Annotated in this window: 12 protein-coding genes; 6 read left to right on the top strand and 6 right to left on the bottom strand. The window is 63.8% G+C overall.

The genetic code is table 11. The features are described from left to right. Positions 1-14 precede the first annotated feature (14 nt). Positions 15-776 (bottom strand): ABC transporter permease, encoded by a 762-nt coding sequence (locus SLT36_RS12620; RefSeq protein ID WP_432287862.1) that lies wholly within the window; start codon positions 774-776, stop codon positions 15-17. Next, a complete protein-coding gene (locus tag SLT36_RS12615) occupies positions 773-1699 on the bottom strand; it encodes an ABC transporter ATP-binding protein (RefSeq protein ID WP_067966320.1) in 927 nt (308 codons plus the stop codon). The genes SLT36_RS12620 and SLT36_RS12615 overlap by 4 nt, the downstream gene beginning before the upstream one ends. 211 nt (positions 1700-1910) lie before the next feature. Between SLT36_RS12615 and SLT36_RS12610 the strand changes: the two genes are divergently transcribed. The 6 genes from SLT36_RS12610 to SLT36_RS12585 all read left to right on the top strand — a co-directional run bounded on the left by SLT36_RS12610 (position 1911) and on the right by SLT36_RS12585 (position 8704). Beyond that, positions 1911-2843 carry an alpha/beta fold hydrolase gene (locus SLT36_RS12610; RefSeq protein ID WP_432287860.1) on the top strand — a complete coding sequence of 311 codons (933 nt, stop codon included), beginning with the start codon at positions 1911-1913 and terminating at the stop codon, positions 2841-2843. A gap of 87 nt (positions 2844-2930) precedes the next feature. Further along, the gene (locus SLT36_RS12605; protein WP_432287858.1) at positions 2931-4106 is read left to right on the top strand and encodes a CaiB/BaiF CoA transferase family protein; all 1176 of its coding nucleotides are present in this window, start codon (positions 2931-2933) and stop codon (positions 4104-4106) included. Continuing rightward, positions 4103-5755, top strand: a complete 1653-nt coding sequence (locus tag SLT36_RS12600) for a thiamine pyrophosphate-binding protein (protein WP_432287857.1) — start codon at positions 4103-4105, stop codon at positions 5753-5755. The genes SLT36_RS12605 and SLT36_RS12600 overlap by 4 nt, the downstream gene beginning before the upstream one ends. Positions 5756-5965: 210 nt before the next feature. After that, positions 5966-6682: a glycosyltransferase family 2 protein gene (locus SLT36_RS12595; RefSeq protein ID WP_286290888.1), complete on the top strand. Its 717-nt coding sequence runs from the start codon at positions 5966-5968 to the stop codon at positions 6680-6682. Then, positions 6679-7008 carry a lipid-A-disaccharide synthase N-terminal domain-containing protein gene (locus SLT36_RS12590; protein ID WP_067960293.1) on the top strand — a complete coding sequence of 110 codons (330 nt, stop codon included), beginning with the start codon at positions 6679-6681 and terminating at the stop codon, positions 7006-7008. The genes SLT36_RS12595 and SLT36_RS12590 overlap by 4 nt, the downstream gene beginning before the upstream one ends. 7 nt (positions 7009-7015) lie before the next feature. After that, the gene (locus tag SLT36_RS12585; protein ID WP_432287856.1) at positions 7016-8704 is read left to right on the top strand and encodes an ArnT family glycosyltransferase; all 1689 of its coding nucleotides are present in this window, start codon (positions 7016-7018) and stop codon (positions 8702-8704) included. Between the two features lie 255 nt (positions 8705-8959). Here the strand turns inward: SLT36_RS12585 and SLT36_RS12580 are convergent, their stop codons facing one another. From SLT36_RS12580 to SLT36_RS12565, 4 genes are read right to left on the bottom strand one after another with little or no spacing between them, the layout of a single operon-like run. Then, positions 8960-9934, bottom strand: coding sequence for an ABC transporter substrate-binding protein (locus SLT36_RS12580; RefSeq protein ID WP_432287855.1), 975 nt, complete (start codon positions 9932-9934; stop codon positions 8960-8962). Positions 9935-9985: 51 nt separating this feature from the next. Beyond that, the gene (locus SLT36_RS12575; protein WP_432287854.1) at positions 9986-11119 is read right to left on the bottom strand and encodes an ABC transporter permease; all 1134 of its coding nucleotides are present in this window, start codon (positions 11117-11119) and stop codon (positions 9986-9988) included. Continuing rightward, positions 11116-11994 carry an ABC transporter permease gene (locus tag SLT36_RS12570; RefSeq protein WP_432287852.1) on the bottom strand — a complete coding sequence of 293 codons (879 nt, stop codon included), beginning with the start codon at positions 11992-11994 and terminating at the stop codon, positions 11116-11118. The genes SLT36_RS12575 and SLT36_RS12570 overlap by 4 nt, the downstream gene beginning before the upstream one ends. A 6-nt stretch (positions 11995-12000) precedes the next feature. After that, positions 12001-12822: an ABC transporter ATP-binding protein gene (locus SLT36_RS12565; protein ID WP_432287850.1), complete on the bottom strand. Its 822-nt coding sequence runs from the start codon at positions 12820-12822 to the stop codon at positions 12001-12003. Positions 12823-12949: the final 127 nt, after the last annotated feature.

Raw genomic sequence — 12949 nt, 5'->3', positions numbered from 1 at the left:
CCTCCGCCCTTCCGTTACACCTTGATGCGCCAGCCAGTCCTGAAGATCCACCAGACGGCGGTAAGGCAGGCCGCCAGGAACACCAGCGTCATGCCGAGGCTGATGCCGACATTGACGTCGGAGACGCCGAAGAAGCTCCAGCGGAAGCCGCTCACCAGATAGACCACCGGATTGAACAGCGACACCGTGCGCCAGAACGGCGGCAGCATGTCGATAGAGTAGAAGCTGCCGCCCAGGAAGGTCAGCGGGGTGACGATCAGCAGCGGCACCAGCTGCAATTGCTCGAAACTGCGCGCCCAGATGCCGATGATGAAGCCGAACAGGCTGAAGGTTACCGCCGTCAGCACCAAAAACAGCAGCATCCAGACCGGATGCTGGACCTGCAGCGGAACGAACAGGGCCGCCGTGGCAAGGATGATCACGCCTAAAATGATCGACTTGGACGCCGCCGCCCCGACATAGGCGATGACGATCTCCAGATAGGACACCGGCGCCGACAAAAGCTCGTAGATAGTGCCGACAAATTTCGGGAAGTAGATGCCGAACGATGCGTTGGAAATGCTCTGGGTCAACAGCGACAGCATGACCAGGCCGGGCACGATGAAGGCGCCATAGCTGATGCCGTTGATCTCGCTGATGCGCGAACCGATGGCCGCACCAAAGACGACGAAATAGAGCGAGGTCGAGATAACCGGCGAGACGATGCTCTGCAGCAGCGTGCGCCACGTACGCGCCATTTCGAAAAGATAGATTGCTCGGATCGCGTAAAAATTCATCGCCGTTCACTCACCAGATTGACGAAGATCTCTTCCAGCGAGCTCTGCTTGGTCTGCAGGTCGCGGAAGCGGATTCCTGCGTCGTTGAGGTCCTTGAGCAGGGCCGTGATGCCCGTCCGCTCGCCTTGGGTGTCGTAGGTGTAGATGAGCTCGTTGCCGTCCTCGGACAGTTCGAGCCCGTGGCTCGAAAGCGCCGGCGGCACCTGCTCCAGCGGCTGCTGCAGCTGCAGCGTCAGTTGCTTGCGGCCAAGCTTGCGCATCAGCTCGGCCTTTTCCTCGACCAGGATGATCTCGCCATGGCTGATCACGCCGACGCGGTCGGCCATCTGCTCGGCTTCTTCGATATAGTGCGTGGTCAGGATGATCGTAACGCCGGTTTCGCGCAGCAGGCGCACCACCTCCCACATGTCCCGCCGGAGCTCGACATCGACGCCTGCGGTGGGTTCGTCGAGGAACAGAATCTGCGGTTCATGCGACAGCGCCTTGGCAATCATCACGCGGCGCTTCATGCCGCCCGACAGGGTGATGATCTTGTTGTCCTTCTTGTCCCACAGGGAGAGGTCCTTGAGGATCTTTTCGATGTGGGCCGGATTGGCCGGCTTACCGAACAGGCCGCGGCTGAAGCTCACCGTCGCCCACACCGTCTCGAAGGCGTCGGTCGTCAGCTCCTGCGGCACCAGGCCGATCAGCGTGCGCGCCGCACGATAGTCACGAACGATGTCGTGGCCATCGGCCAGTACGGTGCCCGAAGTCGGATTGACGATGCCGCAGATGACGCTGATCAGCGTCGTCTTGCCGGCACCATTGGGCCCGAGCAGCGCAAAAATCTCGCCGCGGCGAATGTCCAGATTGATGTTCTTCAGCGCCGAAAAGCCCGACGCATAGGTCTTGGAAAGATTGGAAACGGAAATAATCGGCTGCATGACGATCATCACTTCAGCTGGGAATGGTACGGAAAATCGCGAAAAATGCCGGCGGAGGCGGCCGGTTCTGGGGTTAGCGCAATATATGGGCTGGCTTCCGCCGAACAAGGGACGTCGTGACAACTCCTGACATTGTCCCTGTGCACCACGGTTCGCCGGCCTTGACGGGCGCACCTGACATCCCCGACAGTCCGCCGAGGGGGAGACAGCAATGCCATTCGACACCACCACCACGCTTGCCTCCCCGACCGGGGCAAAACTCAGTCTCTATTTCAGACACGCCGAGGCCCCTGCCCGCGCCGTCGTCCAGATCAACCACGGCCTCGCCGAGCATGGCGCGCGCTACGCCCGTTTCGCCGATTTCCTTGCCGCGCGCGGCTGCCATGTCTATGCGCACGACCATCGCGGCCATGGCGCGACTACTGCCCCCGACGCGCCCAAGGGCCGTTTCGCCGGCAAGAACGGCCTTGATATCGTGGTCGCCGACGTCGCGGCGATCCACGACCATATCGCCGGAAAGCATCCCGGTCTGCCGGTGGTCGTCTTCGGTCATTCGATGGGCGGGCTGATCGCACTCAATTTCGTCCAGCGCCACTCCGAACGCGTTGCTGCTGCCGCGATATGGAACGCCAATTTCTCCGCCGGCATCCTTGGTCGCCTGGCGCAGGCGATCCTCGCCTTCGAGCGCTTCCGGCTGGGCTCCGACTTGCCCTCCCGCATGCTGCCCAAACTGACCTTCGGCGACTGGGCCAGGAAGATCCCCAACCGCCGCACCGAATTCGACTGGCTGTCGCGCGATGTCTCAGAGGTCGACGCCTATGTCGCCGACCCGCTCTGCGGCTGGGATGCCTCGGTGTCGATGTGGACCGACGTCTTCGACCTCGTCTTCGCCGGCGCCGCCGACGGTAATTTTGCCGGTGTGCGTAAGGACCTCCCCTTCAATCTGGTCGGCGGTCAGCGCGATCCCGCAACCGACGGCGGCAAGGCTGTCGAGGCGCTGGCCGCGCGCCTGCGCCGGATGGGCTTTTCGAATCTCGTTTCAAAGATTTATCCCGAAACCCGCCACGAAAGCCTGAACGAGATCAACCGCGAAGCGATCATGGCCGATTTCGCCGGCTGGCTGGACCATACCCTACCTGGGTGACTGGCCCACTGCATCGCGGTGGCGACACTGCGGAACTCCTGTTAGAGCCAATTGTGTACAATCTGCTGAAATGACATCTGGTGTCTCATGAGCAACCCGCCTCTTCACGGTATCCGAGTCATCGAACTTGCCCGCATTCTCGCCGGCCCCTGGGCCGGGCAATTGCTGGCCGATCTCGGCGCCGACGTCATCAAGGTCGAAAATCCCGATGGCGGCGACGACACCCGCAAATGGGGCCCGCCTTTCGTCACCGGCCATGACGGCGAAAACCTTTCGGCGGCCTACTATCATTCCTGCAACCGCGGCAAGCGCTCGATCGCGCTGGACTTCTCGACACCGGAAGGGGCCGAGATCGTGCGCAAGCTGGTCGCGGGCGCCGACGTGCTGATTGAGAACTTCAAGCTCGGCGGCCTGAAGAAATACGGCCTCGACTATGACAGCCTGAAGAAGATCAATCCGAAGCTGGTCTATTGCTCGATCACAGGTTTCGGCCAGGACGGACCCTACGCCCCCCGCGCCGGCTACGACTTCATCGTCCAGGGCATGTCCGGACTGATGTCGATCACCGGCCCCGCCGGTGGCGAGCCGCAGAAGGTCGGCGTCGCCGTCACCGACATCTTCACCGGGCTCTACTCCGTCATCGCCATCCAGGCGGCACTGCGTCACGCCGAGGCCACCGGCCAGGGCCAGCATGTCGACATGGCGCTGTTCGACGCCCAGATGTCGGTGCTCGCCAATCAGAACCTGAACTACCTCGTCTCGGGCAACTCGCCGGTGCAGATGGGCAATGCCCACCCCAACATCTCGCCCTACGAGGTGTTGCCGGTGCGCGACGGACACTTCATCCTTGCTGTCGGCAATGACGGCCAGTTCCAGAAATTCTGCGCCATCGTCGGGCTCGAAGCCATCGCCACCGACCCGCTCTTCGCAACCAACTCGGCCCGCGTCGCCAACCGCGTCGCGCTGCGCGAAAAGATCGTCGCAGCCCTGGCCGGCTTCGGCCGCGAAGAGTTGCTGGCAAAGCTCGAGGCTGCGGGGGTGCCGGCGAGCCCGATCAACACCATCGGCCAGGCTTTCGCCGATCCGCAGGCGATCGCGCGCGGCATGCGCTTGGACCTCGACGACGGCCTCGGCAACAGGCTGCCGTCGGTGCGCGCGCCGATGGTGATGTCGGAGACGCCGCTTGCCTATGACCGCCCGTCGCCGCGCCTCGGGCAACACACCGCTGAGATCCTTGCCGAACTGGAGAAGACTGCGAAATGAAGACCGGCGGAAAACTGATCGTCGAGGCGCTCGAGGCCAATGGCGTCGACCGCATCTATTGCGTGCCGGGCGAATCCTATCTGGCCGTGCTTGATGCCCTGCATGATTCCAGGGTCCAGAGCATCGTCTGCCGCCAGGAAGGCGGTGCCGCGATGATGGCCGACTGCCACGGCCGCCTCACCGGCAAGCCAGGCATCTGCTTCGTCACCCGCGGTCCCGGCGCCACCAATGCGTCGGCCGGTGTTCATATCGCCATGCAGGATTCGATCCCAATGATCCTGTTCATCGGCCAGGTGGCGAGCCACGCCAAGGAGCGCGAGGCCTTCCAGGAGGTCAATTACCGCCGCTTCTTCGGCGACATCGCCAAATGGGTTGTCGAGATCGACGACGCTGCGCGCATTCCCGAGCTGCTCACCCGCGCCTTTTCGGTGGCGACGTCGGGCCGTCCCGGCCCGGTCGTCATCTCGTTGCCCGAGGACATGCTGACCAGCGAAGTCGAGGCACCTGTCGCCCTTCCCGCCGTACAAGTGGAAACCCATCCTGGCGAGGCCGAGCTGGACCGGGTCGAGGCGCTGCTCAACGCAGCCAAGCGCCCGTTTGTCATCCTCGGCGGCACACGCTGGGACCAGCGCCTGGCTTTCGATGACATTCAGGCGATATCAGAGAAATGGTCGCTGCCGGTCGGCGTCTCGTTCCGGCGCCAGATGCTGTTCGACCACCTGCACGCCAACTATGCCGGCGATGTCGGCATCGGCATCAATCCAAAACTCGCCACGCGCATCAAGGAAGCCGACCTCGTGCTGCTGATCGGCGGCCGCTTCGGCGAAATGCCGTCATCCGACTATGCGTTGCTCAAGAGCCCCTATCCGGACCAGCAGCTCGTCCACGTCCATGCCGATCCGGACGAGCTCGGCCGCGTCTACCGGCCAACGATCGCCATCAATGCCTCGCCCGCCGCTTTCGTGCGCGCTTTTGCCAAGCGCAAGGGGCCATCGGAGCCAGGCTGGGCCCAGGAAACCAAGAAGGCACATGCCGACTATCTCGCCTGGTCGACACCGCCACTCACCGGCCCGGGCCCGGTGCAGATGGGGCCGATCATCAACTGGCTGGAAAAGGTCCTGCCGGAGGACGCGATCCTCACCAATGGCGCCGGCAACTATGCGACCTGGGTGCACCGTTTCCACCGCTTCCGCCGTTATGGCACGCAGGCAGCACCGACTTCGGGCTCGATGGGCTATGGCACGCCGGCCGCTGTCGCTGCCAAAGGCCTGTTCCCGGAGCGCGAGGTCATCGCCTTCGCCGGCGATGGCTGCTTCATGATGAACGGCCAGGAATTCGCCACCGCCGTGCAGTACAGCCTGCCGATCATCGTGATTGTCGTCAACAACGGCATCTACGGCACCATTCGCATGCACCAGGAGCGCGAATATCCCGGCCGTGTTGAGGCAACCGACCTCAGGAACCCTGATTTCGCTGCCCTTGCCCGCGCCTATGGCGGCCATGGCGAGACGGTGGTCGAGACGGACGAGTTCGCCGCTGCCTTCGAGCGCGCACGCGCCAGCGGCAAGCCGTCGATCATCGAGATCAAGCTCGACCCCGAAGCGATCACGCCGACACGCACGCTGAGCGACATCAGGGACAAGCGCTGAGAGCTGCACCGGGACACGGAATGCCGTGGCCCGGTGACGATGTCGGAAAAATGAGACCTGCCCCAGAAAGCAACTGGTGGGAACTTGCCCCAGGGGGACAAGTGCAACTTGCCCCAGGGAAAGGCGCAACCATCGTGGCAAAGACGTGGCTTTGGTGCTATTGAAGCCGCGAATTTCGCCATCCTGTTGCAACCTTCCCCAGGCAAACTGATGATTTCAATCGTCATTCCGTGCAAGAACGAGGCTGAGAACCTGCCGATCCTGGTCGGCGAGGTTCACGCCGCGATGGCCGGCCGCGACTACGAGATCATCGTCGTCGACGACGGCTCCACCGACCGCACGCCAGACGTTCTCGCCGAGCTAGCGCGCAGCGCCGGCCGCCTGCGCCATGTCAGGCACGACCGTTCCGCCGGCCAGAGTGCGGCCGTCCGTTCCGGCGTTTTTGCCGCGAAAGGCGACGTCGTCGTCACCATGGATGGCGACGGCCAGAACGACCCGGCCTATTTGCCCAAGCTCGCCGACGCGCTTGTTGCCGCCGGCCCCACCGTCGGCATCGCCGCAGGGCAGCGTCTCAAACGCACCGACACCAAGCTCAAGCAGCTGTCTTCGCGCTTTGCCAACGGCCTGCGCGAGCGGATCCTGCACGACGGCACCCGCGACTCGGGCTGCGGCCTCAAGGCCCTGCACACTGACCTGTTCCGCCAGTTGCCGTTCTTCGACGGCTGGCATCGCTATTTGCCGGCACTTGCGCTGCGCGAAGGCCGTGGCGTGGTCCATGTCGACGTCGTCGACCGCTCGCGAATCCACGGCAAGTCCAACTACGGCATCCTCGATCGCGGCCTGCGCGGCGTTCTCGACCTCTTCGGCGTGTGGTGGCTGCGCCGCCGCCGCAAGGTCGTGCCATCAGTCACGGAGCTTGGCCAATGAATCTGATCTCGGAACTCGGAACCTGGCTGCACGACGTTTTCATCGCCCAGTTCGACGGCTGGATCCTGCTAGGCTTCGTTGCCCAGGGCTTCTTCACCATGCGCTTCGTCGTGCAGTGGCTCGCTTCCGAACGCGCCAAGCGCTCGGTCGTACCGATCGCCTTCTGGTTCTTCTCGCTCGGCGGCGGCGCGCTGCTTCTGATCTACGCCATCAAGCGCCAGGACCCGGTCTTCATTGCCGGCCAGGGGCTCGGCCTGTTCATCTACATCCGCAATCTCTGGCTGATCGCCAATGAGCGGCGCCTGGCCATGTCCAAGACGGACTGACCGCGGCATGTCGACGACCGGACTCAAAACCTCCGCAACGTCCCGCAAAACGTTGACGCCGCTGACTTATCTCCTCCTTGGCCTGCTCGCGTTGTTCGCCTTTGCGCCGGGCACCTCGACCTTGCCGCCGACCGACCGCGACGAGTCGCGCTTCGTCCAGGCGACCAAGCAGATGGTCGAGAGCGGCGACTATGTCGACATCCGCTTCCAGGACGTGCCGCGTTACAAGAAGCCCGCCGGCATCTATTGGCTGCAATCCACAGCCGTGCTTCTGAGCGGCCAGGGCAGCGACGCCCCGATCTGGGTCTACCGCCTGATCTCGGTGCTCGCCGGCACCTTCTCGGTGCTGGCGCTGGCCTTCATCGCCGACCGCATGTTCGGACGCAGCGCCGGTGTCATTGCCGGCCTCGGCATGATGGGCATCCTGATGCTGGGCGTCGAGGCGCGCATCGCCAAGACCGACGCCACCCTTCTCGCCACCGCCCTGCTCGCCCAGGGCGCGCTAGCCACCATCTATCTCGGCCACAAGGCCGGCAGGCCGCAGGGCAACGCCAACTGGCTGTTCTGGGCCGCACAGGGCCTGGCGCTGCTGATCAAGGGACCTGTGATCCCCTTCCTCAGCCTGCTCACAATCGCCGGCCTCGCCGTCTTCGACAAGGACCGCGCCTGGTTGCGCAAGCTGAGGCCATTCACCGGCCTGCTGCTGACCCTTCTGGTTGCGGCCCCCTGGCTGGTCCTCATTACGCTCAAGACCGGCGCCGAATTCTGGCAGGAATCGGTCGGCAAGGACCTGCTGAGCAAGGTCGGTTCCGGCCAGGAATCGCACGGTTTCCCGCCCGGCTACTACTTCCTCACCTATTCGCTGTTCATGTGGCCCTTCGCGCTGGTGGCACTCGAAGGCGGCCTCAAGGCGCTCAACAACTTCCGGCAGGACCCGCGCCTGCTGTTCTGCCTTGCCTGGTACTTGCCCTACTGGGTGGCGATCGAGCTGATTCCGACCAAGTTGCCGCATTACGCCCTGCCGGCCTACCCGGCGATGATCCTGCTGATGGCCTGGCTGCTGACCTCCAAATCGGCCGCCAGAATCGAGCTGTCGCGCTGGCAGCTCTGGCTGCGCCGCGCTTGCGCCTTCGGCATGTTCGGCATCAGCATCGGCCTCGCGGCAATCGCTTTCGGCATCACGCCCTACTTCCTCGGCTATGTCTCCTGGTGGGGGCTGCTGGCCGCCGTGCTCGTCCTGATCGCCGCCCGCTACGGCATCGGCGCGCCTGATGGCATGGATCCGGTCAAGCGCATCGCCTTCGCCGCGGCGGCGGCTGCTGCGGTCTTTGGCGTGCTGACGCTGAAGATCCTGCCGCCGCTCAAGCCGCTCTGGCTCAGCCCTGAGATCGCCGAGCGCTTCGAGAGGCTGAAGCCCTGCCCGAATTCCGTGCTGGCCTCGGCCGGCTATGGCGAGCCAAGCCTCGTTTTCCTCGCCGGCACGAACACCCAGCTGACCGACGGCAAGGGTGCGGCAGCGGCACTCATCGCCGATCCCGCCTGCGCCATCGCCGTCGTCGCAGAAGCCGAGAGCAAAGCCTTCCTCGCCGCCATTCCCGGTGGTGCCGACGCGCTCCGGCAGCGCGGTATCATAGAAGGCATGAACTATTCCAAGGGCGAGCCGCGCACGCTGACCTTCTACACGCTGGCGAAGTAGCGTCCGGTTGCCCGACGGGCGCACCTTGGTCGTGCGCGGGTCCTTCGAGGCCCGCTTCAAAGGCACTCAGGACGCGGGAGTTGGCCCCGCTCTCCTGACGGCGCTACGCCCTTCCGAGAAGCGCCTCTGCCACAACGGTCCACGTCCTGAGGTGTTCGCCTGAAAGGCGACCCTCGAAGGACGCACCTCGAGCGCCAACCTCAAACAAAAAAGGGGCGGTCGCCCGCCCCTTTCCGATTTCGATCAGCCCAAAGCTTACTTGATCGCCTTGTCGGTGATTGCCGAAGTCCAGGCGCCCGAAGGCTCCTTGGTGATGATTTTCTGTGCCAGCAGCGCCTCGGCGGTGCGCTTGTAGGCCGCCTCGATCAGCTTGCCGTCGGCATTGTCGATCAGCTTGGCCACCTCGCCCATCATGCGCTTCTGGTGGTTTTCGTCCTGGCCGCCATTGTCGACGACGATACCGGCAGCCTCGTCGGGATTGTCGACGGCATATTTCCAGCCCTTCATCGAGGCGCGCACGAAGCGAACCATCTTGTCTTCGAAAGCCGGATCCTTGAGCTTGTCTTCCATGGCATAGAGGCCATCCTCGAGCAGATCGTTGCCCATGGCGGTGTAGTTGAAGACAGTCAGCTCTTCCGGCTTGAATCCGGCGTCGATCAGCTGCCAGTACTCGTTGTAGGTCATGACCGAGATGCAGTCGGCCTGCTTCTGAATCAACGGCTGCACGTCGAAGCTCTGCTTCAGCACCGTCACGCCATCGGCGCCGCCCTCGGTCTTGAGGCCAAGTTTGTTCATCCAGGCGAAGAACGGATATTCGTTGCCGAAGAACCAGACGCCCAGCGTCTTGCCCTTGAAGTCGGCTTCGGTCTTGACCGGGCCGTCCTTCGGGCAGACCAGCTCCATGCCGGCCTTCTTGTAGGGCTGGGCGATGTTGACCAGGCCGACGCCCTTTTCGCGGGCAGCGAGCGCGCCGCCCATCCAGTCGACGATGACGTCGGCGCCGCCGCCGGCGATCACCTGCTCGGGCGCAATGTCGGGACCGCCCGGCTTGATGTCGACGTCGAGGTTTTCCTCGCCATAGAAGCCCTTCTCCTTGGCGACGTAGTAGCCGGCGAACTGCGACTGGGTCACCCATTTGAGCTGCAGCGTCACCTTGTCGGCGGCGAGTGCCGCTTGTGCTGCGGCCAGCGACATCGCTCCCGCCATCAACGATACCATCAGTCTTTTCATCTTCTTCTTTCCCTCTGAAGTTGGACCGCGGCCCCGCCCAAGGAGCTCAGGTCACGCCCGCCCACCACGGACAGACGGATGCCAGAAAGTGGTGGCCCTCTCGATCAGGGCGACCACGCCATAGAAGACGGAACCGGCCAGAGCCGCAACAGCGATCTCCGCCCAGACCATGTCGACATTCATGCGCCCGATCTCGGTCGAGATGCGGAAGCCCATGCCGACGATCGGCGTGCCGAAGAATTCGGCGACGATGGCGCCGATAAGCGCCAGCGTAGAGTTGATCTTCAACGCATTGAAGATGAAGGGGGCGGCTGCCGGCAGGCGCAGCTTGAACAGCGTCTGCCAGTAGTTGGACGCATAGGTGCGCATCAGGTCGCGCTCCATGTGGCCCGAGGCAGTGAGGCCGGCAACGGTGTTCACCAGCATCGGGAAGAAGGTCATGATGATGACCACGGCGGCCTTCGACTGCCACTCGAAGCCGAACCAGATCACCATGATGGGCGCCACGCCGATGATCGGCAGCGCCGATACCATGTTGCCGATCGGCAGGAGCCCGCGGCGCAGGAACGGCACGCGGTCGGCCAGGATCGCGACGACGAATCCCGAGGCGCAGCCGACGACGTAGCCGAACAGAACCGCCTTGAAGATCGTCTGGCGCACGTCGGCGGCAAGGGTCGGCAGAGATACGCCGATGCGCGCGGCAATTGCGCTCGGCGGCGGCAACAGGATGAAGGGGATGCCCGCTCCGCGGGTCACCGCCTCCCATATGATCAGAATCCACGCCCCGAAGATTGCCGGGATCAAAAGCCTGAGCAGCGTCTTCACCTGTTTCGACACCGGGCGGATCGCCGACAGCACGGCGACGCAGCGCCAGGCCAGCAGCCAGGCGGCGGCAAGCAGCAGGAAGTATGGCAGCCGCGCCATGCCTTCATTGCCCGCAATACCCGCGATCAGCAACCAGGCAGCGCCATGCGCGCCGACGAACAGCACGGCGGCACTGGCGATGCCGGTAAACATGGCGAAGGAGGCAACGCCGCTCAATGCGATCAGCCCGATGACAAGTGACGTCGTACCTCTCGACATCGGTGCGGTAGCCTCGGTGGCGAGCATCGGCATCGTCGCCATGGCCACGGCGCAAAGCAGCACCGCCAGCCCGACCTGCCAGGACGGCTTAGAATTCATCATGCTGGCCTCCCGCCCATCGAGCGTTCGACAATCTTGCCGACGATCCCCACCAGCACCACCAGCAGTGCCGCCACCACCGAGCCGGCGACGAGTGCCGCCCACATGTCGATGGTCTGGCTGTAATAGGAGCCGGCGAGCAGTTTGGCGCCGATGCCTGCCACCGCCCCGGTCGGCAGCTCGCCGACGATGGCGCCGACCAGGCTTGCCGCCACCGCCACCTTCATCGACGCGAACAGGAACGGCACCGAGGCCGGCACGCGAAGCTTCCAGAAGGTCTGCGACGCACTCGCATTGTAGGTATGCATCAGGTCGAGGTGCATGAGATCGGGCGAACGCAGCCCCTTCACCATACCCACGGCGACAGGAAAGAACGACAGATAGGTCGAGATCAGCGCCTTCGGGATCAGCCCGGTGACGCCGATGGCCGCCAGAACGACGATGATCATCGGCGCGACTGCAAGGATCGGGATCGTCTGCGAGGCGATGATCCACGGCATCAGGCTGCGGTCGAGCGCGATCACATGCACGATGCCGACGGCGATCAAGATGCCGAGTGCCGTGCCGAAGGTGAAGCCGAGCAGCGTCGAAGACAGCGTCACCCACGAGTGGTAGACGAGACTGCGGGCGCTGGTGACCTTCCTGAGAAAGGTATTTTCGAAGAAGTTCTGCGCCACCTGGTGCGGCGCGGGCATCGTCGGCTTGGGCTGCGACAGCGTCTTGCCGATGAATTCCATTGTCGTCGGCGTCTCGCCCGCCCGTCGGTCGAGATCGCGCTGGAACGGTGCGTTCATGAAGACGGCGAAGGCATACCAGGCGACGACGATGACCGCGAGGATGGCGATGACGGGCACGACCCGGTCTCGAACACGATCCATTGTGGCTCAATCCTCGTAGGAATGGCCGGCGCGCAGCCCGTCGCGGACGCGCGCGGCGATCGCCAGGAATTCCGGGCTCTCGCGGATGTCGAGCGGCCTTTCCCTGGGCAGCGTCGACTCGATCACGTCGGTGACCCGGCCCGGGCGTGGCGACATGACGACGATGCGGGTCGAGAGGTAGACAGCCTCGGGGATCGAGTGGGTGACGAAGCAGATCGTCTTGTTGGTCTGCCGCCACAACCGGAGCAGCTGTTCGTTGAGATGGTCACGCACGATCTCATCGAGTGCGCCGAACGGCTCGTCCATCAGCAATAAGTCGGCGTCGAAGGCGAGCGCGCGTGCGATCGAGGCGCGCTGCTGCATGCCGCCGGAAAGCTGCCAAGGGTACTTCTTCTCGAAACCCGAGAGGTTGACGAGGTCGAGCGTGCGCTTGATGCGCTCCTGCTGCTCGGCCTTGGGCAGGCCGATGATCTCGAGCGGCAGGCCGACATTGCTCTCGATCGTCCGCCACGGGAAAAGTGCGGCCGCCTGGAACACGTAGCCATAGGCACGCGCCTCGCGTGCCTGCTCGGGCGACATGCCGTTGATCGAAATCTTGCCTTCGGTCGGCTGCTCGAGATCGGCGATGACGCGCAGAAATGTCGTCTTGCCGCAGCCCGAAGGCCCGATGAAGGAGACGAACTCGCCCTTGTTGATGGTCAGATTGACGTCTGACAGCGCCCTGACCGGGCCGTCATTGGTCTGGAAGGTCAGCCCCAGTTGTCTGGCTTCGACGACGGCGTTCTGATCGACACGCGTCGCCGTGGCTTGATTGACTGTCATGAGCATTGCCCGACTTTACCCCACATCATGCCATCCTCTCCGAAGTTGAGGTAGGCGTCCACTTGATCGGGATGTTTTTCCTGGCACGGGAGACCGCTCGTCTTCTGCCGTCACCCTTGCAACCGCGAGGCGC

The sequence above is a fragment of the Aminobacter sp. BA135 genome, from assembly GCF_050859125.1.
Taxonomy (GTDB): Bacteria; Pseudomonadota; Alphaproteobacteria; order Rhizobiales; family Rhizobiaceae; genus Aminobacter; species Aminobacter ciceronei.
Note: the sequence above shows the minus strand (reverse complement) of the source record. Positions and strands in the feature narration are given on the sequence as shown.

Bases quoted from the DNA above. Each gene is read 5' to 3' on its own strand.
- SLT36_RS12565 (WP_432287850.1), bottom strand. From the start codon at position 12,822: ATGCTCATGACAGTCAATCAAGCCACGGCGACGCGTGTCGATCAGAAC.
- SLT36_RS12595 (WP_286290888.1), top strand. From the start codon at position 5,966: ATGATTTCAATCGTCATTCCGTGCAAGAACGAGGCTGAGAACCTGCCG.
- SLT36_RS12620 (WP_432287862.1), bottom strand. From the start codon at position 776: ATGAATTTTTACGCGATCCGAGCAATCTATCTTTTCGAAATGGCGCGT.
- SLT36_RS12615 (WP_067966320.1), bottom strand. From the start codon at position 1,699: ATGCAGCCGATTATTTCCGTTTCCAATCTTTCCAAGACCTATGCGTCG.
- SLT36_RS12585 (WP_432287856.1), top strand. From the start codon at position 7,016: ATGTCGACGACCGGACTCAAAACCTCCGCAACGTCCCGCAAAACGTTG.
- SLT36_RS12575 (WP_432287854.1), bottom strand. From the start codon at position 11,119: ATGATGAATTCTAAGCCGTCCTGGCAGGTCGGGCTGGCGGTGCTGCTT.
- SLT36_RS12590 (WP_067960293.1), top strand. From the start codon at position 6,679: ATGAATCTGATCTCGGAACTCGGAACCTGGCTGCACGACGTTTTCATC.
- SLT36_RS12600 (WP_432287857.1), top strand. From the start codon at position 4,103: ATGAAGACCGGCGGAAAACTGATCGTCGAGGCGCTCGAGGCCAATGGC.
- SLT36_RS12580 (WP_432287855.1), bottom strand. From the start codon at position 9,934: ATGAAAAGACTGATGGTATCGTTGATGGCGGGAGCGATGTCGCTGGCC.
- SLT36_RS12570 (WP_432287852.1), bottom strand. From the start codon at position 11,994: ATGGATCGTGTTCGAGACCGGGTCGTGCCCGTCATCGCCATCCTCGCG.
- SLT36_RS12605 (WP_432287858.1), top strand. From the start codon at position 2,931: ATGAGCAACCCGCCTCTTCACGGTATCCGAGTCATCGAACTTGCCCGC.
- SLT36_RS12610 (WP_432287860.1), top strand. From the start codon at position 1,911: ATGCCATTCGACACCACCACCACGCTTGCCTCCCCGACCGGGGCAAAA.